General features: G+C 52.6%; 21 protein-coding genes and 2 pseudogenes. 13 read left to right on the top strand and 10 right to left on the bottom strand.

What is annotated here, in order from left to right; all coding sequences use genetic code 11:
* Positions 1 to 4 precede the first annotated feature (4 nt).
* Positions 5 to 1,303, bottom strand: coding sequence for a D-amino acid dehydrogenase (locus O6D90_RS10205; RefSeq protein ID WP_016156783.1), 1,299 nt, complete (start codon positions 1,301 to 1,303; stop codon positions 5 to 7).
* Positions 1,304 to 1,625: 322 nt separating this feature from the next.
* Between O6D90_RS10205 and O6D90_RS10200 the strand changes: the two genes are divergently transcribed.
* The gene (locus O6D90_RS10200; RefSeq protein WP_016156784.1) at positions 1,626 to 3,158 is read left to right on the top strand and encodes a SpoVR family protein; all 1,533 of its coding nucleotides are present in this window, start codon (positions 1,626 to 1,628) and stop codon (positions 3,156 to 3,158) included.
* A 75-nt stretch (positions 3,159 to 3,233) separates the two neighbouring features.
* Here the strand turns inward: O6D90_RS10200 and fadR are convergent, their stop codons facing one another.
* A complete protein-coding gene (gene fadR, locus O6D90_RS10195) occupies positions 3,234 to 3,953 on the bottom strand; it encodes a fatty acid metabolism transcriptional regulator FadR (RefSeq protein WP_016153370.1) in 720 nt (239 codons plus the stop codon).
* Between the two features lie 236 nt (positions 3,954 to 4,189).
* Between fadR and nhaB the strand changes: the two genes are divergently transcribed.
* The 3 genes from nhaB (at position 4,190) to O6D90_RS10180 (ending at position 6,858) form a co-directional block, all read left to right on the top strand.
* Positions 4,190 to 5,734 (top strand): Na(+)/H(+) antiporter NhaB, encoded by a 1,545-nt coding sequence (nhaB, locus tag O6D90_RS10190; RefSeq protein ID WP_016156785.1) that lies wholly within the window; start codon positions 4,190 to 4,192, stop codon positions 5,732 to 5,734.
* Positions 5,735 to 5,875: 141 nt separating this feature from the next.
* Entirely contained in the window at positions 5,876 to 6,406 is a 531-nt protein-coding gene (gene dsbB, locus O6D90_RS10185; protein ID WP_003844060.1) for a disulfide bond formation protein DsbB, read from the top strand.
* A 110-nt stretch (positions 6,407 to 6,516) separates the two neighbouring features.
* Complete coding sequence (locus O6D90_RS10180; RefSeq protein ID WP_016153372.1) at positions 6,517 to 6,858, top strand: DUF1971 domain-containing protein; 342 nt, start codon at positions 6,517 to 6,519, stop codon at positions 6,856 to 6,858.
* A 29-nt stretch (positions 6,859 to 6,887) separates the two neighbouring features.
* Here O6D90_RS10180 and O6D90_RS10175 read toward each other — a convergent pair whose 3' ends face one another.
* The 3 genes from O6D90_RS10175 to O6D90_RS10165 form a co-directional block, all read right to left on the bottom strand.
* A complete protein-coding gene (locus O6D90_RS10175) occupies positions 6,888 to 7,334 on the bottom strand; it encodes a YcgN family cysteine cluster protein (protein WP_016153373.1) in 447 nt (148 codons plus the stop codon).
* Positions 7,335 to 7,426: 92 nt separating this feature from the next.
* Positions 7,427 to 8,086, bottom strand: coding sequence for a fumarylacetoacetate hydrolase family protein (locus O6D90_RS10170; RefSeq protein WP_016156786.1), 660 nt, complete (start codon positions 8,084 to 8,086; stop codon positions 7,427 to 7,429).
* A gap of 69 nt (positions 8,087 to 8,155) precedes the next feature.
* Entirely contained in the window at positions 8,156 to 8,449 is a 294-nt protein-coding gene (locus tag O6D90_RS10165) for a YcgL domain-containing protein (RefSeq protein WP_016153375.1), read from the bottom strand.
* A gap of 126 nt (positions 8,450 to 8,575) precedes the next feature.
* Between O6D90_RS10165 and minC the strand changes: the two genes are divergently transcribed.
* The 3 genes from minC to minE are packed head-to-tail and all read left to right on the top strand — an operon-like array spanning position 8,576 to position 10,389.
* A complete protein-coding gene (gene minC, locus O6D90_RS10160) occupies positions 8,576 to 9,283 on the top strand; it encodes a septum site-determining protein MinC (RefSeq protein ID WP_016153376.1) in 708 nt (235 codons plus the stop codon).
* 23 nt (positions 9,284 to 9,306) lie between these two features.
* Positions 9,307 to 10,119: a septum site-determining protein MinD gene (minD, locus tag O6D90_RS10155; RefSeq protein WP_003020956.1), complete on the top strand. Its 813-nt coding sequence runs from the start codon at positions 9,307 to 9,309 to the stop codon at positions 10,117 to 10,119.
* Positions 10,120 to 10,122: 3 nt separating this feature from the next.
* Entirely contained in the window at positions 10,123 to 10,389 is a 267-nt protein-coding gene (gene minE / locus O6D90_RS10150; RefSeq protein WP_001185666.1) for a cell division topological specificity factor MinE, read from the top strand.
* An 85-nt stretch (positions 10,390 to 10,474) separates the two neighbouring features.
* Here the strand turns inward: minE and O6D90_RS10145 are convergent, their stop codons facing one another.
* Entirely contained in the window at positions 10,475 to 11,392 is a 918-nt protein-coding gene (locus O6D90_RS10145) for a LysR family transcriptional regulator (protein WP_016153377.1), read from the bottom strand.
* A 103-nt stretch (positions 11,393 to 11,495) separates the two neighbouring features.
* Between O6D90_RS10145 and O6D90_RS10140 the strand changes: the two are divergent.
* The 6 genes and pseudogenes from O6D90_RS10140 to O6D90_RS10115 all read left to right on the top strand — a co-directional run.
* Positions 11,496 to 11,981, top strand: a pseudogene (locus O6D90_RS10140) (isocitrate/isopropylmalate family dehydrogenase); the annotation flags it as partial.
* A 56-nt stretch (positions 11,982 to 12,037) separates the two neighbouring features.
* A protein-coding gene (locus O6D90_RS10135) for an IS1 family transposase (protein WP_151884388.1) occupies positions 12,038 to 12,735 on the top strand; the annotation gives its coding sequence in 2 pieces (ribosomal slippage) (positions 12,038 to 12,287 and positions 12,287 to 12,735; 699 coding nt in all).
* Positions 12,736 to 12,751: 16 nt separating this feature from the next.
* A pseudogene (locus O6D90_RS10130) lies at positions 12,752 to 13,354 on the top strand (isocitrate/isopropylmalate family dehydrogenase); the annotation flags it as partial.
* A 255-nt stretch (positions 13,355 to 13,609) separates the two neighbouring features.
* Positions 13,610 to 15,211, top strand: coding sequence for a BCCT family transporter (locus tag O6D90_RS10125; RefSeq protein ID WP_016153380.1), 1,602 nt, complete (start codon positions 13,610 to 13,612; stop codon positions 15,209 to 15,211).
* Between the two features lie 45 nt (positions 15,212 to 15,256).
* Positions 15,257 to 16,381 (top strand): carnitine monooxygenase, oxygenase subunit YeaW, encoded by a 1,125-nt coding sequence (gene yeaW / locus O6D90_RS10120; protein WP_003833746.1) that lies wholly within the window; start codon positions 15,257 to 15,259, stop codon positions 16,379 to 16,381.
* A 70-nt stretch (positions 16,382 to 16,451) separates the two neighbouring features.
* Positions 16,452 to 17,417 (top strand): PDR/VanB family oxidoreductase, encoded by a 966-nt coding sequence (locus O6D90_RS10115; RefSeq protein WP_016156788.1) that lies wholly within the window; start codon positions 16,452 to 16,454, stop codon positions 17,415 to 17,417.
* A 49-nt stretch (positions 17,418 to 17,466) separates the two neighbouring features.
* Here the strand turns inward: O6D90_RS10115 and rnd are convergent, their stop codons facing one another.
* From rnd to tsaB, 4 genes are all read right to left on the bottom strand, one after another.
* Positions 17,467 to 18,582: a ribonuclease D gene (gene rnd, locus O6D90_RS10110; protein ID WP_016156789.1), complete on the bottom strand. Its 1,116-nt coding sequence runs from the start codon at positions 18,580 to 18,582 to the stop codon at positions 17,467 to 17,469.
* An 84-nt stretch (positions 18,583 to 18,666) separates the two neighbouring features.
* Positions 18,667 to 20,352, bottom strand: a complete 1,686-nt coding sequence (gene fadD, locus O6D90_RS10105; protein ID WP_131379489.1) for a long-chain-fatty-acid--CoA ligase FadD — start codon at positions 20,350 to 20,352, stop codon at positions 18,667 to 18,669.
* Between the two features lie 204 nt (positions 20,353 to 20,556).
* A complete protein-coding gene (locus tag O6D90_RS10100; RefSeq protein ID WP_016153384.1) occupies positions 20,557 to 21,141 on the bottom strand; it encodes a Slp family lipoprotein in 585 nt (194 codons plus the stop codon).
* 94 nt (positions 21,142 to 21,235) lie between these two features.
* On the bottom strand, positions 21,236 to 21,931 hold the full coding sequence (tsaB, locus tag O6D90_RS10095; protein WP_016156791.1) for a tRNA (adenosine(37)-N6)-threonylcarbamoyltransferase complex dimerization subunit type 1 TsaB: 696 nt from the start codon (positions 21,929 to 21,931) through the stop codon (positions 21,236 to 21,238).
* Positions 21,932 to 21,935: the final 4 nt, after the last annotated feature.

Genomic DNA, 21,935 nt, shown 5'->3' with positions numbered 1-21,935 from the left:
CTTATCAGTTATGTGCGCCATGTAAATGCCGTGGACGAGATGGGGTAAACCCCGGGCTGTAACGCGCCACGCTCAGATCGTCGTAAGGAATGGCTGGTGTGCGGCCAGACAGAATGTCGCTCAGCAACTGACCCGAACCGCAGGCCATGGTCCAGCCCAGCGTGCCGTGGCCGGTATTAAGCAGTAGATTCTTAAAGCGCGTTCGCCCGATCACTGGCGTACCGTCCGGCGTCATCGGACGCAGCCCGGTCCAGAAGGTTGCCTGCTCCACATGCCCACCGCGTGGGAAGAGATCGCGAACGACCATCTCCAGCGTTTCACGGCGGGGTTGCAGCAATTCCGTATTGAAGCCGACAATCTCCGCCATGCCGCCAACGCGAATACGGTTATCAAAGCGGGTAATGGCGATTTTGTAGGTTTCATCAAGGATCGTTGAAACCGGCGCGCCGTCATCTTGCGCCACCGGAATGGTCAATGAATAGCCTTTGAGCGGATAGACCGGAATATCAACGATCCCCTTCAGCATCGCCGTAGAGTACGAGCCGAACGCCATTACATAGGCATCGGCTTTGACTATCTCCTCGCCACACTGAACGCCATAAATCTGCTCACCATCGCTCAACAGCTTATCGACCGGAGTATTAAAGCGAAATTTCACACCCGCCTGCTCCGCCATCAGCGCCAGACGCTGGGTAAACAGCTGGCAGTCACCCGTTTCGTCATTCGGTAAACGCAGACCACCGGTCAGCTTGTGTGCCACTTCCGCCAGCGCCGGTTCAACTTCCGCCAGGCGGCTTGCTTCCAGGAGCTGATACGGCACGCCGGCGTCTTCGAGGACGGCGATGTCGCGGGTCGCGTTCTCATACTGTTGAGCGGTACGGAACAGTTGCAACGTTCCACCCTGGCGTCCTTCGTACTCGATACCGGTAGAGGCGCGTAGCGCTTTCAGGCAATCACGGCTGTATTCCGCCAGTCGCACCATCCGGCCCTTGTTTTCCATGTAATGGCTGGTGTCGCAGTTGCGTAGCATCTGCCACATCCATTTCAACTGGAACTGCGTCCCGTCGAGGCGAACGGCCAGCGGCGCATGGCGCTGAAACATCCATTTAATTGCTTTAAGCGGTACGCCTGGCGCCGCCCAGGGTGCTGCATAACCTGGAGAGATTTGCCCCGCGTTCGCCGCACTGGTTTCCAGTGCCGGACCGGGCTCACGATCAATGACGGTGACTTCGTGTCCAGCCTGACTTAAGTACCAGGCGCTGGTCACGCCAACGACACCACTTCCCAGTATGACAACTCGCATAGCCACTCCGTTAACAGTAAAAGAACAATCATCTAATTACATCTTGATAACTCAGTTGAAAATATTATTCAACATATGGCTTTTTTATGGTGACTTATCTCACATATGGCGGTGATGGCGGGGAACTCCCTGCTTTGGTATCTCCTGCTGTGCGTTATTTTTATCCAGCATAAAATTTTGCGGCCATACCGTTTTTCGACGCCTCGCTAACAAGAAATCGCAAAGAAAAAAATTCAGCCGCAGCACGTTTTTTAACACCATGATCTATGCTTGAAATGAGGTACTCCAGACAGAGAGTGCCGCCAACAATGAGGGTGCGCGAATGGCTACGATTGATTCCATGAACAAGGACAGCACACGGTTAAGCGATGGACCCGACTGGACGTTTGATCTGCTGGATGTCTATCTGGCGGAAATAGACCGCGTGGCGAAACTCTACAGACTGGATACCTACCCGCACCAAATCGAGGTGATCACCTCCGAACAAATGATGGACGCTTACTCCAGCGTCGGGATGCCAATCAACTATCCGCACTGGTCGTTTGGTAAAAAATTTATTGAAACCGAGCGTTTGTATAAGCATGGTCAGCAGGGGCTGGCCTATGAGATTGTTATCAACTCCAATCCGTGTATCGCGTATCTGATGGAGGAGAACACCATCACCATGCAGGCGTTGGTGATGGCGCATGCCTGCTACGGACATAACTCCTTCTTTAAAAACAACTATTTGTTCCGTAGCTGGACGGATGCCAGCTCCATCGTTGATTACCTGATCTTCGCGCGAAACTATATTACCCAGTGTGAAGAGCGTTACGGCGTGGATGAAGTCGAAAAGCTCCTCGACTCCTGTCACGCGCTGATGAACTACGGCGTGGATCGTTACAAACGCCCGCAAAAAATCTCCCTACAGGAAGAGAAAGCCCGACAGAAAAGCCGTGAAGAGTATCTGCAAAGCCAGGTAAATATGTTGTGGCGTACGCTGCCGAAGAAAGAAGAAGAGAAAACCGTTGCAGAAGCCCGACGTTATCCTTCTGAACCGCAGGAGAACCTGCTGTACTTCATGGAGAAGAACGCCCCGCTGCTGGAATCCTGGCAACGCGAAGTGCTGCGCATTGTGCGCAAGGTCAGCCAGTATTTTTATCCGCAGAAACAGACCCAGGTGATGAACGAAGGGTGGGCCACTTTCTGGCATTACACCATCCTTAATCACCTTTATGACGAAGGTAAAGTCACCGAACGGTTTATGCTGGAGTTTTTACATAGCCATACCAATGTGGTGTTCCAGCCGCCGTACAACAGCCCGTGGTATAGCGGGATAAATCCCTATGCTCTGGGTTTTGCCATGTTCCAGGATATTAAACGAATTTGTCAGTCGCCTACCGAAGAGGACAAATACTGGTTCCCGGATATAGCGGGTTCTGACTGGCTGGAAACCCTGCATTTCGCGATGCGCGATTTCAAAGATGAGAGCTTCATCAGCCAGTTCCTGTCACCGAAGGTTATGCGTGATTTCCGCCTGTTCACCGTGCTGGATGACGATCGTCATAATTATCTGGAGATTTCCGCGATTCACAACGAGGAAGGATATCGTGAGATCCGCAACAGGCTGTCGTCGCAATATAACCTGAGCAACCTTGAGCCGAATATTCAAATCTGGAATGTCGATCTGCGCGGCGACCGCTCGCTCACCTTGCGCTATATTCCGCATAACCGCGCTCCGCTGGATAAAGGACGCAAAGAGGTGCTCAAGCATGTGCACCGGCTCTGGGGTTTTGACGTGATGCTGGAGCAGCAGAATGAAGACGGCAGTGTGGAACTGCTGGAGCGTTGCCCGTCGAGGATGAACGGTCTGTAAATCTTATTGCCGGATGGCGACGCGAAAACGTCTTATCCGGCCTACAAAGCATTTCGTAGGCCGGATAAGCTGCGATTAGCGCCCCTGAATAGCTAAATCGCCCGGCAGGTTTTTCTGCATACGATGCCAAATTTCGCCGCTGTCGTGACCATAGCGACGCACCGTTTCATATACCTGCTCATGAGCACCCTGATCACAAAGTTCTGACAGCTTACGGTAAAAGCTCAGCGCCAGCGCGCGGGCTTCCGGATTGGCGAAATAATGGCGGCCAATGCGGGTATATAATCCCTTCATTCCATTGAGGATCAAACCGTAAATCGGATTGCCAGAGGCAAATGCCAGACCGCGGAAAATGTTATAGTCCAGATCGGCGAACGCATCAGCATGGTCGGCCACCTGATTTGCCGTTGCCAGAACCTCCTGTGCTTTATCAGGATGCTGGCGAAACGCGGTACGAACAAAGATCGTCGAGATGTTGGTACGCACGGACAGCAGATTATCAATAAGCTGCGGCACGCTCTCGTGATCGAGACGCGCCAGCGTTTCAAGGATATTTAGCCCGGAGGTTTCCCAGAAGTTATTCACCTTCGTCGGCTTGCCGTGTTGAATGGTCAACCAGCCGTCCCGCGCCAGACGCTGTAATACCTCGCGTAACGTGGTACGTGTCACTCCAATCAGTTCAGAGAGTTCACGTTCAGCAGGCAAAATAGTGCCAGGTGGGAAGCGGTTATTCCAGATACTTTCAATGATGTACTCTTCCGCGAACCCAGCCGGGCTTTGCGCCTTAATGACCATAGTGATAATTCCATTACACAGCAAAACATAGTTACAGTTATCATACCAGACGGGCTACATGGCTGATAGCTGACGCAATGAAGAAAAAGTGGATCAAGGCTTCATTTTCCAGATTACGCTGAAGCACAGCCAGCCTTGTCCGTCGCGTGAATAGCTTGCCTGTACTCCCTCCTCCCGCTAAGCTTTGCGGTCAAACATAAAAACATGATTTCATTTTTAAAGGTAGGGAAATCACCATGGAGCTATCATGGGGCCGCGCTATGTGGCGCAATTTTTTAGGTCAATCACCTGACTGGTACAAACTTGCACTACTCGTATTCTTAGTCGTTAACCCGGTTATATTTTTCATCAATCCCTTTATTGCGGGCTGGCTGTTGGTGGCCGAGTTCATTTTTACGCTGGCGATGGCGTTAAAATGTTACCCGCTGCTACCAGGCGGGCTGCTAGCCATCGAGGCGGTCATCATCGGCATGACCAGTGCCACACATGTGCGTGAAGAGGTTGCCGCTAACCTTGAGGTGCTATTGCTGCTGATGTTTATGGTGGCTGGCATCTACTTTATGAAGCAGTTGCTGCTGTTTATTTTCACCCGCCTACTGCTTACGATTCGCTCCAAGATGCTGCTGTCGCTGGCATTTTGCGTTGCCGCCGCCTTCCTTTCTGCATTCCTGGATGCGCTGACCGTCGTTGCCGTGGTAATCAGCGTAGCGGTTGGTTTTTATGGTATCTACCATCGTTTCGCCTCTTCCCGCACGGAAGACAACAATATGCTCGATGACAGCCATATCGATCAGCACAATAAGGTCGTACTGGAGCAGTTCCGTGGTTTTCTACGCAGCCTGATGATGCATGCGGGTGTCGGTACGGCGTTAGGCGGCGTAATGACTATGGTCGGCGAACCGCAAAACCTGATTATCGCCAAAGCGGCTGGCTGGCATTTTGGTGACTTTTTCCTGCGCATGTCGCCGGTCACCGTCCCGGTGCTGATTTGCGGCCTGTTAACCTGCATGCTGGTTGAGAAATTGCGCTGGTTTGGCTATGGCGAAACGCTGCCGGAGACCGTCCGCGATGTCCTGCAACAGTTTGACGATCAAAGCCGTCAGCAGCGTACTCGTCAGGAAAAAATCAAACTGATTGTCCAGGCGATTATCGGTATCTGGCTGGTGGTTGCCCTGGCCCTGCATCTGGCGGAAGTCGGATTAATCGGTCTGTCCGTCATTATCCTGGCCACGTCGTTGACCGGCGTTACTGACGAACACGCGATTGGTAAAGCGTTTACCGAGTCGCTGCCTTTCACCGCCCTGCTGACCGTGTTCTTCTCTATCGTTGCGGTGATTATCGATCAACAGCTCTTTTCACCGATTATTCAGTTTGTTTTGCAGTCTTCTGAACATGCTCAACTGACGCTGTTCTACCTCTTTAACGGTCTGCTGTCTTCAATCTCGGATAACGTGTTTGTCGGCACCATCTACATTAACGAAGCCAAAGCCGCGTTGGAACATGGGACCATCAGCCTTAACCAATTTGAGCTGTTAGCGGTGGCGATCAATACCGGGACTAACCTGCCTTCCGTTGCTACACCAAACGGCCAGGCGGCATTCCTGTTCCTGCTGACCTCCGCGCTGGCACCATTGATTCGACTCTCTTATGGCCGCATGGTGTGGATGGCTCTGCCTTATACTCTCGTCCTGACGCTGGTTGGTCTGATATGCGTCGAGTTCACGCTTGTTCCGGTGACTGAGTGGATGACCCAGGCGGGCTGGTTAGCTACACTTTCATAACAATTTACCGGGCAAATCACTGCCCGGTTTGACTTTTTGCATGATAATTATCCGATTACTCAAATTTTCAATTCCTGCTAGTGGCGCATAAATTGAATTGGTTTAAACTGCGCTCTCTACGCATGTTGCAGGGAAATTATTATGTTGCGATTTTTAAACCAGTGCTCCCGAGGTCGTGGTGCATGGTTATTGTTGGCGTTAACCGCCTTTGCGCTGGAGCTTGTCGCGCTGTGGTTCCAGCACGTCATGCTGCTAAAACCTTGCGTGTTGTGTATTTACGAACGTAGCGCATTATTTGGCGTGATGGGCGCGGGGCTGGTGGGGGCTATCGCACCAAAAACGCCGCTGCGCTATGTGGCGATGATTATCTGGATTTACAGTGCCTGGCGCGGGCTGCAGTTAGCTTATGAGCACACCATGATTCAGTTGCACCCATCACCGTTTATGACCTGTGATTTTGCAGCACGCTTCCCGAGCTGGCTGCCGCTGGACAAATGGCTGCCGCAGGTGTTTTTAGCATCCGGTGACTGTGCTGAACGCCAGTGGTCTTTTTTAACCCTGGAAATGCCACAGTGGCTGTTGGGGATCTTCGCCGCTTACCTGGTGGTCGCCGTGCTGGTAGTCATAGCACAGCCGTTTAAACCGAAAAAACGTGACCTCTTCGGTCGCTAACAGAGACGCTCCTTCGGGAGCGTTTTTTTTGCCTTAAATTCATTGCCTGCTGGCATCTATAAGATGTATATTAAATGCATCTTATAGATGCCACACCAAGGAGATGTCTGATGTCCCATTTACGCATCCCGGCAAACTGGAAAGTAAAACGCTCTACTCCCTTCTTTACCAAAGACAACGTCCCGGCAGCACTTCTTTCTCACCATAACACCGCAGCAGGCGTGTTTGGACAGCTCTGCGTAATGGAAGGTACGGTAACGTATTATGGCTTTGCCAATGAAGACGCAAAAGAACCTGAAGTGAAAGTGGTGATTAATGCCGGTCAGTTCGCAACCAGCCCACCGCAGTACTGGCATCGCGTTGAATTAAGCGACGATGCGCAATTCAACATTAACTTCTGGGTGGAAGATGACAACCACTCCGATGAGATGTATCAGGCGAAAAAGTCTTAACCCTTAACGCCTGCTAATCGATGGGCGGCTCAGTCCGCCCATGAAGGTTTGTTCAGGATATGATCCTGCCAGTCACGCACTTCCGATTCTTTCACCGCAATATGACGAACTGAGATACGTTCACCGTGCATCGCCGCTTTTGATCCTGTCAGCAACGGGTGCCACTCCGGCAGCCCTTTTCCTTCTGCGAGCAGACGATAGGCGCAGGTCATCGGCAACCATTCAAAAGTCGGCAGATTATCACGCGTCAGTTTGATGCAGTCAGGCTCGTACTCGAATCGACGTTCGTAATTACGACACTGGCAGGTTTTAATGTTGAGCTGACGACAGGCGACGTTGGTAAAGTAGATTTCGTCAGTGTCTTCATCCATCAGCTTATGCAGGCAGCATTGACCGCACCCGTCACATAATGACTCCCACTCGGCATCGGTCATTTCATCAAGGGTTTTACTTTGCCAGAAAGGTATGTCGCTCATCAGGGTTTCCGCTATTGCAATAAAGCTGCACCTTATAACCAGTCTGGCACGCTGATGCAAGTTTTGCCGCCCGAAAAGGCGGCAAGCAGAGATTACAGCACGCGGGTTGTTAGCGTTTGACCGTGAAAACTGATGGCCAGTTCGTCGCCGCTGCTTAAAGGTCCCACGCCTGCTGGCGTTCCCGTTAGCACCACATCGCCCGCTTTGAGGGTAAAGAAACGGCTCATATAAGCAATCAAGGGAACGATGTGATGGATCATGTCCGCCGTGGAGCCGTGCTGGCGAGTTTCACCGTTGACCGTTAATCCAAGCATCGTATCCTGCGGATCGCCATTAAATTCCGCCACCGGAATAAATCCAGACAGCGGGCAAGAGTTATCAAAACCCTTCGCTTTTTCCCATGGCTGCCCCGCCTTCTTCATTTTGCCCTGAATATCGCGCAGGGTCAGATCCAGCGCGACACCATAACCGGCAATGGCTTTGCGCACATGATCTTCTGTCGCTTGCCGCAGGGTCGCGCCGATCAGCACAGCCAGCTCAACTTCATGGTGGACAGACCCCATATCAGATGGGATCACCAGCGGCTGGCGCAAATCGCACAGCGCGGTTTCCGGTTTAATAAACAGAACCGGTTCTTCCGGGGTGGTTCCGCCCATCTCTTTAATATGGTTGGCATAGTTACTCCCTACGCAAACCACCTTACTCACCGGATAATCCAGCAGAGCACCATGCCAGTTGTGATGTTGATACATTACTTTCCCCTAACGTAGTCATAGATTTCAGGTACTGCATCGATGGAACGTGCTGCTGCCGGATGCAGTTTAACGTTTAGCGTCTGGTGTATTTTGTTTTGCCGCTGCCAGATGCTGTTTAAGTAAATCTTCTGGCGGCGGGGGTATTTGTAAATAATAGCCCTGCTCAGTCAGGGCCTGTTTTACTTTTTCAAGATCGGCATTAACTAATTTTTTACGCCCATCAAGCGGTAACATCATTGCCAGCGTCGGCTGACCAAATCCTCTCATCAGTTCTTCAGGAACGCGCGAGAAATCGTCTTTTTTTTCGACATATAAATAGGTCTGGTCACGTTTGCTGCTTCGGTAGATCACACAAAACATATCTTTTACTCTGAATTCACGGAATGGTGGCTTGCCTCAATATAATACTGACTATAACATGCCTTATAGTCTTCGGAATATCACCCCGCGCTGGGGATGATAAATAGCAAATTGAGTAAGGCCAGGATGTCAAACACGCCAATCGAGCTTAAAGGCAGTAGCTTCACCTTATCAGTGGTTCATTTACATGAAGCAGAACCCGAGGTTATTCGTCAGGCGTTGGAAGACAAAATCGCGCAGGCACCGGCTTTTTTAAAACATGCTCCCGTGGTGGTTAACGTGAGTGGTCTTGAAAGCCCGGTAAACTGGTCAGCGCTGCAGAAAGTTGTCGCGTCTACCGGATTGCGCATTATTGGCGTTAGCGGATGCAAAGACGCCAGACTAAAGGCAGAAATCGACGAAATGGGTCTTCCTTTACTGACTGAAGGTAAAGAAAAAGCTATTCGTCCTGCGCCTGTTGAGGTCCCGGCTCCCGTCGCTCCGCCGCAAAACGTTACTCCCATCACAAAAACACGATTAATAAATGTGCCGGTTCGTTCCGGTCAGCGCATTTATGCTCCACAATGTGATCTGATTGTTACAAGCCACGTCAGTGCGGGCGCAGAGCTTATCGCTGATGGCAATATTCATGTTTATGGAATGATGAGAGGCCGTGCGCTGGCAGGTGCAAGCGGCGATCGTGAAGCGCAAATTTTTTGTACCCATCTGACGGCAGAACTGGTGTCTATCGCAGGTGTTTATTGGCTGAGTGATAAAATCCCAGCAGAATTTTATGGCAAAGCGGCCCGTCTGCAATTAGCAGAGAACGCTTTGACAGTTCAACCGTTGAATTGATCCCTTTTTAACAAGGAATTTCTATGGCACGCATTATTGTTGTTACTTCGGGTAAAGGGGGCGTTGGCAAAACCACCTCCAGCGCGGCCATCGCTACAGGTTTGGCCCAGAAGGGAAAGAAAACTGTCGTTATTGATTTTGATATCGGCCTGCGTAACCTCGATCTGATTATGGGTTGTGAACGCCGCGTCGTTTACGACTTCGTCAACGTTATTCAGGGCGATGCGTCGTTAAATCAGGCGTTAATCAAAGATAAGCGTACCGAAAATCTCTTTATTCTTCCGGCCTCACAGACTCGCGATAAAGACGCGCTGACGCGTGAAGGCGTCGCGAAAGTTCTGGACGACCTGAAAACGATGGAATTCGATTTCATCGTCTGCGACTCCCCAGCGGGTATTGAAACCGGCGCGCTGATGGCCCTGTATTTTGCCGATGAAGCGATTATCACCACTAACCCGGAAGTCTCCTCTGTACGTGACTCTGACCGTATTCTGGGTATTCTGGCGTCGAAATCTCGTCGTGCGGAAAACGGTGAGGATCCGATTAAAGAGCATTTGTTGCTGACGCGCTACAACCCTGGCCGCGTAAATAAAGGTGACATGCTGAGCATGGAAGACGTACTGGAAATTCTGCGAATCAAGCTGGTTGGCGTGATTCCTGAAGATCAGTCAGTCCTGCGCGCGTCTAACCAGGGTGAGCCGGTTATTCTCGACATCAATGCTGATGCCGGTAAAGCCTATGCTGATACCGTAGACCGTCTGTTGGGAGAAGAACGTCCTTTCCGCTTCATTGAAGAAGAGAAGAAAGGTTTCCTCAAACGCCTGTTCGGAGGATAAGTTATGGCATTACTGGATTTTTTTCTCTCGCGGAAAAAGAGCACAGCGAACATCGCTAAAGAGCGACTGCAGATTATTGTTGCGGAACGTCGTCGTAGTGACGCCGAGCCACATTATTTACCGCAACTGAGGAAAGATATTCTCGAGGTTATCTGCAAGTATGTACAAATTGATCCCGAAATGGTCACCGTACAGCTTGAACAAAAAGACGGCGATATTTCTATCCTCGAACTTAACGTGACATTACCTGAAGCTGAAGAGTCTAAATAACGGCTTTGCTCAGTGAGTTATAGTTGCAAAAAAGGCAGATTATTCTGCCTTTTTTATTTTCAGTTTCTTGCCAGCTGTTGCGGATTTATTCCAAAGTAAACTTTGGATAGTTTTCGGCAAAATAGCGGCGCAAATACTCAACCGTAATACGGATTTTTGCCGACGTCGCCAGCCGAGAAACATAAACCGCCCATATATTTGCTGGTTGATAATACTCGGGTAATACGTGTACCAGATGTCCACCGGCAATGTTGTCGCAAACGTCCCACCACGAACGCAGGGCAATTCCCTGCCCATCAAGACACCACTGATGTACCACTTCGCCATGATTAGACGACAGAGGCCCCGTAACTTTAATTGAGTGAGCGCCCTCTTTATTACGCATTTGCCAGATGCCAAACGGATGGTCGCGCTCTTTGATAACCAGACAAGGAAAAGTGGAGAGATCGTTGAGTTGCTTCGGCGTCCCGTGCTGCGCCACAAATTCCGGCGAAGCGCACAGAATACGGTAGTTAGTCGCCAGCTTGCGGGCAATCAGGTTCGGCGCGATATCATCCCCGATACGAATATCAAGATCGACGCCCTCATTCACCATATCCACCAGGCGGTCTTCAACATCGAACCTCAGTTCTAACTGCGGGTACGCTTTTGCCAGCGCAGACAGCGCCGGAGCCACCACCCGACGGCCAAAACCAAAGCTACTAATAATGCGTAGCATCCCCTGCGGGATCTGCCTGGCATCAGACAACTCGTCCATCATCTGATCGACATCCTGCAGGATCCGCTGCGCCCATTCGTAGATCCGCTCCCCCTCTTCCGTGATGGTTACACGCCGCGTTGTCCGGTGCAGCAGCACCACGTTCAGCGTCTGCTCCAGCAGGGCTACTCGCTTACTGATAAAAGCCGGTGATACACCCAGTTCCTCGGCAACGGCGGCAAATCCTGCCCGACGGGCAACCAGCATAAAGACGCGTAAATCATTTAGCAGCGGCAGATTATTCATGATCTGTGTTTTATGTTTCACCAGTTAGGGGGATTAACTATTAATCAGTCAATTATAGGATAAGGGGAAAGTCAATTTTGATGGCGTACAAGTGAGAGCTGCTATGAAGAAAACCTGTCGTATTGCCGCTATCCCCGGAGATGGCATTGGTAAAGAAGTGCTGCCTGAAGGCATTCATGTGTTACAGGCAGCCGCCGAGCGTTGGGGGTTGTCGCTCAGCTTTGAGCAAATGGAATGGGCGAGCTGCGAGTACTACACCCATCACGGTAAAATGATGCCGGATGACTGGCATGAGCAGTTGCAATCCTTTGATGCTATCTATTTTGGCGCCGTTGGCTGGCCGGACACCGTACCGGACCACATCTCTTTATGGGGCTCGCTGCTTAAGTTTCGCCGCGAATTCGACCAGTACGTCAACCTGCGTCCGGTACGCCTGTTCCCGGGAGTCCCTTGCCCACTGGCGGGCAAACAGCCAGGCGACATTGATTTCTACGTCGTACGCGAGAACACCGAGGGAGAATACTCTTCTCTCGGCGGACGCGTGAGTGAAGGGACGGAACACGAGGTGGTTATCCAGGAGTCGGTCTTCAGGTGATGCTGCCAACTTACTGATTTAGTGTATGATGGTGTTTTTGAGGTGCTCCAGTGGCTTCTGTTTCTATCAGCTGTCCCTCCTGTTCAGCTACTGACGGGGTGGTGCGTAACGGCAAAAGCACCGCCGGACATCAGCGCTATCTCTGCTCTCACTGCCGTAAAACATGGCAACTGCAGTTCACTTACACCGCTTCTCAACCCGGTACGCACCAGAAAATCATTGATATGGCCATGAATGGCGTTGGATGCCGGGCAACCGCCCGCATTATGGGCGTTGGCCTCAACACGATTTTCCGCCATTTAAAAAACTCAGGCCGCAGTCGGTAACCTCGCGCATACAGCCGGGCAGTGACGTCATCGTCTGCGCGGAAATGGACGAACAGTGGGGATACGTCGGGGCTAAATCGCGCCAGCGCTGGCTGTTTTACGCGTATGACAGGCTCCGGAAGACGGTTGTGGCGCACGTATTCGGTGAACGCACTCTGGCCACACTGGAGCGTCTTCTGAGCCTGCTGTCGGCCTTTGAGGTCGTGGTATGGATGACGGATGGCTGGCCGCTGTATGAATCCCGCCTGAAGGGAAAGCTGCACGTTATCAGCAAGCGTTACACTCAGCGCATTGAGCGGCATAACCTGAATCTGAGGCAGCACCTGGCAAGGCTGGGACGGAAGTCGCTGTCGTTCTCAAAATCGGTGGAGCTGCATGACAAAGTCATCGGGCATTATCTGAACATAAAACACTATCAATAAGTTGGAGTCATTACCGGTCTTCACCCGTCGCGGCGTGGATCGTATATTGCGTTACGCTTTCGAGCTGGCGCAAAACCGCCCGCGCAAAACCCTGACCTCGGCGACCAAATCCAATGGTCTGGCCATCAGCATGCCTTACTGGGACGAGCGTGTTGAAGCAATGGCGGCTAACTATCCTGAGATCCGTTGGGATAAACAGCATATCGATATACTGTGCGCCCGCTTTGTGATGCAGCCGGAGCGCTTTGACGTTGTGGTTGCTTCCAACCTGTTCGGCGACATCCTCTCCGATCTGGGTCCGGCCTGTACCGGGACGATTGGCATCGCACCTTCTGCCAACTTAAACCCGGAACGCACCTTCCCGTCCCTGTTCGAGCCAGTACATGGTTCGGCTCCCGATATTTACGGAAAAAACATCGCCAACCCGATTGCCACTATCTGGGCTGGCGCCATGATGCTGGACTTCCTTGGCAACGGTGATGCCAACTATAAGGCTGCCCACGACGGTATTCTGGCGGCAATTGAGCACGTTATTGCCAGTGGCCCGAAAACACCGGATATGAAAGGCTGCGCCACCACGCAACAGGTGGGAGAAGCCATCTGTCAGGCACTACGTTAGAGGTCAAACCACGAAATATGAGCCGCGTCACTGACGCGGCTTTTTTATGCGCTTTGTGGAGCCAATAACCTGCGCTAATTCACCTTTTATTATTTCCGTTCCGTGTTTTATTGCTTCACACATCGGGCAATTGTTTAATTCATGTAAAGAACAAATAATAAAATTGTTAAATAAAAAATAACTCATTCTACCCCTACAGCATGATAACAACGACAGGCTAATGCCATACGCGGGCAACTGTGCCCAGGAGATCCCATGTTGAGCAACGTCAAGAAAAAAGACATGCCGCTGATAGCCATCAGCCTGGTGGCTATTCTTTTCATCGCCGCCACACTTAGTCTCTTCCCTCAGCAGTCTGCACAAGTCGCAAATACCCTTTTTAACGGCGTTACCCGGATGCTGGGTTCCGCCGTGCAGATCCTCGTTCTGATGGCTATGGGTCTGGTCGTCTGGCTGGCTACCAGCAAATACGGCAACATCCGTCTGGGAGAAGGTAAAGCGGAATACAGCACGCTCTCTTGGCTGTTTATGTTTATATGCGCCGGATTAGGCTCCTCCACGCTCTACTGGGGCGTTGCTGAGTGGGCCTATTATTACCAGACCCCGGGTCTGAATATCGCGCCGCACTCGCAAAAAGCGCTGGAATACAGCCTGCCCTATTCCTTTTTCCATTGGGGGATCAGCGCATGGGCGACCTACACGTTGGCCTCATTAACCATGGCCTACCACTTCCATGTGCGTAAAAACAAAGGACTGAGCCTGTCCGGGATTATCGCCGCTATTACCGGCGTGCATCCGCAGGGTGTCTGGGGTCGCCTGGTTGACCTGATGTTCCTGATCGCGACAGTTGGCGCGTTAACTATCTCTCTGGTCGTCACCGCCGCCACCTTTACCCGCGGTTTGTCTGCCCTGACGGGGTTACCGGATAACTTCACGGTGCAGGCGTTTGTGATCCTGTTCTCTGGCGGCATTTTCTGCCTGAGTTCCTGGATTGGCATCAATAACGGTTTGCAACGTCTGAGCAAAATGGTCGGCTGGGGGGCGTTTTTACTGCCGCTGCTGGTGCTGATCGTCGGCCCGACCGAGTTCATCACCAATAACATCATCAACGCCATCGGCCTGACGACACAAAACTTTTTGCAAATGAGCCTCTTCACCGACCCGCTTGGCAACGGTGAGTTCACCCGTAACTGGACAGTGTTCTACTGGCTGTGGTGGATCTCCTACACGCCGGGCGTGGCAATGTTTGTCACTCGCGTATCTCGTGGTCGCAAAATCAAAGAGGTTATCTGGGCATTAATCCTCGGTAGCACTGTTGGCTGCTGGTTCTTCTTTGGCGTGATGGAAAGCTACTCCATTCACCAGTTTGTGAACGGTGTGATCGACGTACCGCAGGTTATGGCGACGCTGGGCGGTGAGACAGCCGTACAGCAAGTATTGATGTCGTTGCCTGCCGGGAAACTGTTTCTGGTGGCGTATCTGGCGATCATGATTATATTCCTCGCCTCACACATGGATGCTGTGGCCTACACCATGGCGGCCACCAGCACGCGCAACCTGCAGGAAGGGGAAGATCCGCAGCGCAGTCTTCGTCTGTTCTGGTGCGTGGTCATCACCCTGATCCCATTATCGATTTTGTTCACCGGCGCGTCCCTGGAAACCATGAAGACCACGGTGGTTCTGACCGCTCTTCCATTCCTCGCCATCCTGTTGGTGAAGGTTGGCGGTTTTCTGCGCTGGGTACGGCAGGACTATGCCCACGTTCCTGCGCATCAAATTGAAAGTCATATTCCCGAAGCGCCCGTTGACGTCCCGGTCGCGCCACCGGCCGGGACACTACTCAAAGGCGACAATTAAGCGCCAGTACAAAAATCCTCTTACTCACAAATTAAAGGTATTCCAATGAGCAATCTGAGCCCTGAGTTTATTCTGCCGCAAAATTTCTGTGCCAACCCGCAGGATGCCTGGACTATTCCGGCCCGGTTTTATACCGACCACCAGGCTTTCGAACACGAACAAGAAAAGGTGTTCGCTAAAAGCTGGATTTGCGTCGCCCACAGTAGCGAACTGGCGAAACCCAATGATTATGTTACCCGAGAAGTGATTGGCGAGAATATCGTGCTGGTACGTGGGCGCGATAACGTGCTGCGGGCCTTCTACAACGTCTGCCCGCATCGCGGTCATCAGTTGTTGAGCGGTGAGGGGAAAGCGAAAAATGTGATTACCTGCCCTTACCACGCATGGGCGTTCAAACTTGACGGCAATCTGGCGCATGCGCGTAACTGCGAAAACGTCGCCAACTTCGACAGCGAAAAAGCGCACCTTACACCGGTACGCCTGGAAGAATATGCCGGATTCGTGTTTATTAACATGGATCCGAACGCGGGCAGCGTGGAAGAACAACTCCCTGGACTTGCGGACAAAGTTATCGAAGCCTGCCCAGACGTGCATGACCTGAAACTTGCTGCACGTTTTACTACCCGTACCCCAGCCAACTGGAAGAATATCGTCGATAACTATCTGGAGTGCTACCACTGCGGTCCGGCCCATCCAGGTTTTTCCGACTCGGTCCAGGTTGACCGTTACTGGCATACCATGCACGGCAACTGGACGCTGCAATACGGTTTCGCCAAACCTTCAGAACAGTCATTTAAGTTCGAAGAAGGGGTTGATGCCGCCTTCCACGGTTTCTGGCTGTGGCCGTGCACCATGCTCAACGTGACGCCAATCAAAGGCATGATGACCGTTATCTACGAATTCCCGGTAGATGCGGAAACCACGCTGCAAAACTATGACATCTACTTCACCAACGAAGAGCTGACCGAAGAGCAGAAACAACTGATCGAATGGTATCGCAACGTCTTTCGTCCTGAAGATTTACGTCTGGTTGAAAGCGTACAAAAAGGGCTGAAATCGCGCGGGTATCGCGGCCAGGGACGCATTATGGCGGACACCAGCGGCAGCGGCATCTCCGAGCATGGCATTGCCCATTTCCATAATCTGGTCGCCCAGGTTTTTCAGGAATAACCCGGGGCTTTTACGACAGATTCCGGCGCGTCGCTGAGCCGCGTCGGACAGATTTTTTAGGGAGGCCGCAATGTCTGATTATCAAATGCAAGAAGTCCGGGTCAGCCGGATTGAGACGATTACCGCGCAGGTAAAATGCTTCACTTTAACGGCGACCTCAGGCCAGCCGTTGCCTGCGTTTCAAGGTGGCAGCCATATTATCGTGCAGATGCGCGATGGCGAGAATCTGTACAGCAATGCGTACTCGCTGATGAGTTCACCACGCGATACGCGCGCCTATAAAATCGCCGTACGCCTGGAGGAGGCGTCCAAAGGCGGCTCACGATATCTGCATCAAAACGTGAAGCCCGGCGACACGCTCACGATCTCCACACCAAATAATCTCTTCGCCCTCGCTCCTCAGGCACAAAAACATCTGTTAATTGCCGGAGGTATCGGCATCACACCGTTTTTATCGCAACTCCCGGAGCTGGAACAATCTCAGACGCAATGGCAACTGCACTATTGCTCTCCCAGCAAGGAGACCTGCGCGTTTCATGACGAACTCATGCAACACCCCAGCGCCAATCGCATTCATCTGCACCTGTCGAACGCAGGCACCCGCCTCGATTTAGCCCGTCTGCTGGCAGATGTTGAACCCGGCACGCATATCTACACCTGTGGCCCTGCGGTGCTCAACGATGCTGTCAGAGAAGCGGCTTCCCGCCTTGGGCTGGACAGCAATACGCTACATTTCGAACAATTTGCCGTGGAAGAGAAAGGCGGCGACGCCTTCACCCTGGTGCTGGCGCGTTCCGGGCGCGAGTTTGTGGTCCCGGAAGAGATGACCATTTTGCAGGTTATCGAAAATAACAAAGCCGCCCGGGTTGAGTGCCTGTGCCGGGAAGGTGTTTGCGGCACCTGCGAAACGACGATTCTCGAAGGGGAAGCGGATCACCGCGATCAGTATTTCAGCGACGACGAAAAAGCCAGCCAACAAAGCATGCTCATCTGCTGCTCGCGCGCCAAAGGTAAGCGCCTGGTGCTCGATCTGTAGCGTTGCGCAGGCCGGGTCAGCAAACGCGCGACCCGGCGAGCCTGGTGACTTACTGCGGGTATTCCTGCAGCAGCGCGTTGAGGCGATCGGACATCAATTCGCCACGCCAGCCGGAAACCAGCTCTGGCAGGGATTGCTGCGGCTTTAATTTCCAGTGCCAGTTGAGCAACTGGTTGATCTGGCGACGCGAAGCAAGCAGTTCGACGCTGAGATTATGTTCCGCACTCACCTCGGCAACCAGCGCTTTGATGGCTTTGAACGCTTTGCGATACCCTGGCATATCCATCAAATTCAGCAGCGGCTGCGGTAGCGACTCTTCCGGTAAAGCCTGTGCCTTTTCCACCAGGGCGATCAGCGTTTTACCGTGGAAACGAATTTCACTCCCGGAAAGACCCAGGCTATCCAGTTCACCCAGGCTGCCCGGCATATAACGCGCCACCGCCCACAGGTGCTCTTCACGCACCACGAAGTTTACCGCCAGATCGCGCTCGCGTGCTTTACGCAGTCGCCAGTCGGCAAGCAATTGCAGGCAGGCTAGCTGACGGGTGCGCAGTTGCCATGCGTTGGTGATGTCACGCCAGGCGTCTTCTGGCGCCAGAATCTCCTGGCGACGCTGCTGCATTAAGCGGCATTCGTCCAGCGCAGCTGGCAGCCAGCCGCTGGCTTCGGTTTCAGCCATCAGTTTTGTGGTGATCGGTAACAGATACCAGACGTCAGCCGCCGCGTATTCGCACTGACGCTCGGTCAGCGGTCTGGCCAGCCAGTCGGTACGCGATTCACTTTTGTCGAGCGCCACACCCGTAAACTCTTCCACCATCGAGGCGAAGCCCCACGACAGCGGACGACCGCAAAACGCGGCCAGGATCTGTGTGTCAATTAACGGCTGCGGAAGTTCGCCAAAAGCGTTGAGAAACACTTCCAGGTCTTCACTTCCCGCATGCAGGAATTTGGTGATGGCGGTATCACGCAGAATATCGCGCAGGGGCGACCAGTCGGTGATCCCTAGCGGATCAATCAGAGCAACGTGTTTGCCATCAAACAGCTGGATCAGCCCCAACTGCGGATAATAGGTACGTGTGCGAACAAATTCGGTATCCAGGGCTATCGCCGGAAATTCACGGACGGCTTCGCACAGCGTGGCTAACGCGTCGTCCGTGGTGATCATTTGATAATTCAAATCGTGCTCTCTTAGGTTTGCGCCAAAAAAAACGCCGGTTTACCCGGCGTTTTCTGCTGGCTGACTTAACGCTCAGCCTTTATTGTCCACTTTGGCGCGCGCTTCGTCACGTAATTCTCGTCGCAAAATTTTACCGACGTTAGATTTCGGCAACTCGTCGCGAAACTCCACCAGCTTCGGTACTTTATAGCCCGTCAGGTGACGACGGCAGAAAGTGATAAGCGCCTCATCAGTTAACGAGGCATCTTTCTTCACCACAAAAATTTTCACCGCTTCACCGCTGCTGCCCGACGGAACGCCGACCGCAGCCACTTCCTGTACGCCAGGATGTTGCATAACCACGTCTTCAATTTCGTTTGGATAGACGTTAAAGCCGGACACCAGGATCATATCTTTCTTACGATCGACAATACGCAGGAAGCCTTCATCATCCATCACCGCAATATCGCCGGTGTGTAGCCAGCCGTCTTTAACGATTTCGTCGGTGGCGTCTGGTCGCTGCCAGTAGCCCAGCATCACTTGCGGACCTTTCACGCACAGTTCGCCCGGTTCTCCCGGCGGCACTTCGTTATCGTCGTCATCCACCAGTTTGACCTCGGTGGAAGGAACCGGTAACCCGATACTGCCGCTGTGGTAGTCGATATCATGAGGATTGACGCTCACCAGAGGGGCACACTCCGTCAGGCCATAGCCTTCCAGCAGATACTGACCGGTCAGCTTCACCCAACGTTCAGCTACCGCCTGTTGAACCGGCATCCCGCCGCCTGCCGAAAGGTGCAGTGACGAGAAGTCCAGTTGTTGGAACTCTTTGTTATTCAGCAGCGCGTTAAACAGCGTGTTGACGCCGGTCATAGCGGTGAACGGATACTTCGCCAGCTCTTTTACCAGTCCCGGAATATCACGCGGGTTGGTAATCAGCAGGTTTTGACCGCCCAGCTCAATAAACAGCAGACAGTTCATCGTCAGCGCAAAAATGTGATACAGCGGTAGGGCCGTTACCACCAGTTCTTTACCCGGATGCAGCAACGGGCCATAAGTGGCGTTAACCTGCTCAAGGTTAGCCAGCATGTTACGGTGCGTAAGCATCGCGCCCTTCGCCACACCGGTAGTCCCCCCGGTATATTGCAGGAACGCCAGATCTTCCGACACCACTTCGGGTTTCACATACTGCATGCGATAACCGTTTTGCAGCGCACTACGAAAAGAGATGGCATCCGGCAGGTGGTATTTCGGCACCAGACGCTTGATATACTTGACGACGAAGTTAACCAACGTCCCTTTGGCGGTCGACAGCTGATCGCCCATACGCGTCAGGATCACGTGTTGCACCGACGTTTTGTCGACGACTTTTTCCAGCGTGTGGGCAAAGTTAGACACGATGACAATCGCCGACGCGCCGCTGTCGTTGAGCTGATGTTCCAGCTCGCGAGGCGTGTACAGCGGGTTCACGTTCACGACGATCATGCCAGCACGTAAAATCCCAAACAGTGCGACCGGATATTGCAGCAGGTTCGGCATCATCAATGCGACGCGATCGCCCTTCTTCAGCCCGAGTCCCTGTTGCAAATAGGCCGCAAATGCCCGGCTACGCTCTTCAAGCTTGCGGAAGGTCATCACCTCCCCCATGTTTACAAACGCGGGCTGATCGGCATACCGTCTTACTGAGTGTTCAAAGAGTTCCACCAGGGATTGATAACGGTCAGGATTGATCTCCGCAGGAACACCAGCGGGATAACGGTTAAGCCAAACCTTTTTCAATACATCACCTCTAAAATGCGTATTCGTCGTCATCACAACCCCAGGCAATAAACAAACTGTTAACATAATATTAACTCAGCGTACCAGTTTGTTTATTACACAACGACAAGGTTGCGAAGCACGTCACTATTTATTTTTCTTATATCCACGTTAATGCAGAAACAGCGGACGAGCCGCTGTTTCTTTTACTCATAAAACAAAGAGTTACTCAGTTACTATGGTCTGAACCTGTGCCGGGCCGGGATTGTACCATCCCCATCCACCGTAGCCACCGTAAGGCCAGCCACGCGCACCGTAGAACCAGGGGTCGATCGGCTGAGGCGGCATAACAATTTGCTGAGTAATATGCCAGCGTTTATAGCCAGTTACCTGCATCAGCATGAATTTATACGGCGTATTACCGATTTTTCCATCCACAGTACCGCTAATCGGACCGACGACGGTAACCAGTTGACCGCGGAAGTCCACCGGGTCGAGGAAACCATTTACATCAGCATAAATTCGCCCGCGGGAGGCTTCGCCCAGCACCGGTCGCGCCCCGCTATCAAGAGGAACAGTGGCAATTTCCAGACGGGATTTCCCCTGCTGGTTCTGAATATCCACCACTTTACCGCCGAAACGCGCTTCCTGTCCGACATACAGCTGCGGGGCATTCATCACCCGCACCAGATCCTGCTGCGGCGTAGGGCTCGAACCTTTAATCGCGTCCGGGATGGTGACACAACCGCTAAGCATTAACGCGAATGCGCCCGCCAACACACCTTTCAATAACTGCTTTTGCACCGCCATATTGCGACTCCCTTTTCTTAGCTTCTGCCCCGACCAATTCACCATGCTGCGCACTGACGGCTGTGCGAATTGACCAGGGATGTACTACTAAGATTCATTCTTTACCGGGAAGTTTCTTCCATGCCACGGTGTTACGTAAATAAACCGGTTCCGCATGTTCAACCGCCACGGTCTTACCGGCAGCCAGCATTTGCGTGGCAACAGGCAGCATATCTTCAGCCGCCGGAAGCAAAACGTCGCCATCGCTCAGCGTCAGACCACTGTCTTTACCGAGCTCAGGCCAGGCAGGCCAGCCCGTTCCGACCGTTACCCACTCGCCAGACAGTTGCAGTAAACGCGCATGCACCTGCTCGGGGGTTAGCACCGCTTCGGTTTCTTCACCGTGCCAGTTGCCGTGCTCATCACGCAGGTATTCGGCCCAATAGACTTCGCCCATTCGCGCGTCGATCGCGGCCAGTACGCGGGTCGCGCCCGACTTACGCCAGGCGCCCTGCGCCATTGTTGCCAGGGTGGAAACGCCGATCATCGGTAAATTCGCGCCTAACGCCAGCCCCTGAGCAATGCCAATCCCAATACGTACACCGGTGAAACTGCCAGGACCGCGACCAAACGCCAGAGCGTCGATATCGGTTAACGTAAGACCGCCAGCGGCCAGGATTTCCTCGACCATTGGTAAAATTCGTTGGGTGTGTTCTCGTGGGCAAAGCTCGAAATGAGCCTTGGTAGTACCGTCATTCCACAGGGCAACAGAGCACGCCTCTGTGGCGGTATCGATAGCCAGAATTCGCATGGGT

It is taken from the genome of Citrobacter sp. 21OH12SH02A-Citro, from assembly GCF_027919895.1.
In the GTDB taxonomy this organism is placed as follows: Bacteria; Pseudomonadota; Gammaproteobacteria; order Enterobacterales; family Enterobacteriaceae; genus Citrobacter; species Citrobacter braakii.
The sequence above is the reverse complement of the archived record's forward strand: the minus strand, read 5'-3'. Positions and strand labels throughout refer to the sequence as shown.

Coding starts and splice junctions, on each gene's coding strand:
- O6D90_RS10205 (WP_016156783.1), bottom strand. CDS start 1,303: ATGCGAGTTGTCATACTGGGAAGTGGTGTCGTTGGCGTGACCAGCGCC.
- O6D90_RS10200 (WP_016156784.1), top strand. CDS start 1,626: ATGGCTACGATTGATTCCATGAACAAGGACAGCACACGGTTAAGCGAT.
- fadR (WP_016153370.1), bottom strand. CDS start 3,953: ATGGTCATTAAGGCGCAAAGCCCGGCTGGGTTCGCGGAAGAGTACATC.
- nhaB (WP_016156785.1), top strand. CDS start 4,190: ATGGAGCTATCATGGGGCCGCGCTATGTGGCGCAATTTTTTAGGTCAA.
- dsbB (WP_003844060.1), top strand. CDS start 5,876: ATGTTGCGATTTTTAAACCAGTGCTCCCGAGGTCGTGGTGCATGGTTA.
- O6D90_RS10180 (WP_016153372.1), top strand. CDS start 6,517: ATGTCCCATTTACGCATCCCGGCAAACTGGAAAGTAAAACGCTCTACT.
- O6D90_RS10175 (WP_016153373.1), bottom strand. CDS start 7,334: ATGAGCGACATACCTTTCTGGCAAAGTAAAACCCTTGATGAAATGACC.
- O6D90_RS10170 (WP_016156786.1), bottom strand. CDS start 8,086: ATGTATCAACATCACAACTGGCATGGTGCTCTGCTGGATTATCCGGTG.
- O6D90_RS10165 (WP_016153375.1), bottom strand. CDS start 8,449: ATGTTTTGTGTGATCTACCGAAGCAGCAAACGTGACCAGACCTATTTA.
- minC (WP_016153376.1), top strand. CDS start 8,576: ATGTCAAACACGCCAATCGAGCTTAAAGGCAGTAGCTTCACCTTATCA.
- minD (WP_003020956.1), top strand. CDS start 9,307: ATGGCACGCATTATTGTTGTTACTTCGGGTAAAGGGGGCGTTGGCAAA.
- minE (WP_001185666.1), top strand. CDS start 10,123: ATGGCATTACTGGATTTTTTTCTCTCGCGGAAAAAGAGCACAGCGAAC.
- O6D90_RS10145 (WP_016153377.1), bottom strand. CDS start 11,392: ATGAATAATCTGCCGCTGCTAAATGATTTACGCGTCTTTATGCTGGTT.
- O6D90_RS10125 (WP_016153380.1), top strand. CDS start 13,610: ATGTTGAGCAACGTCAAGAAAAAAGACATGCCGCTGATAGCCATCAGC.
- yeaW (WP_003833746.1), top strand. CDS start 15,257: ATGAGCAATCTGAGCCCTGAGTTTATTCTGCCGCAAAATTTCTGTGCC.
- O6D90_RS10115 (WP_016156788.1), top strand. CDS start 16,452: ATGTCTGATTATCAAATGCAAGAAGTCCGGGTCAGCCGGATTGAGACG.
- rnd (WP_016156789.1), bottom strand. CDS start 18,582: ATGATCACCACGGACGACGCGTTAGCCACGCTGTGCGAAGCCGTCCGT.
- O6D90_RS10100 (WP_016153384.1), bottom strand. CDS start 21,141: ATGGCGGTGCAAAAGCAGTTATTGAAAGGTGTGTTGGCGGGCGCATTC.
- tsaB (WP_016156791.1), bottom strand. CDS start 21,931: ATGCGAATTCTGGCTATCGATACCGCCACAGAGGCGTGCTCTGTTGCC.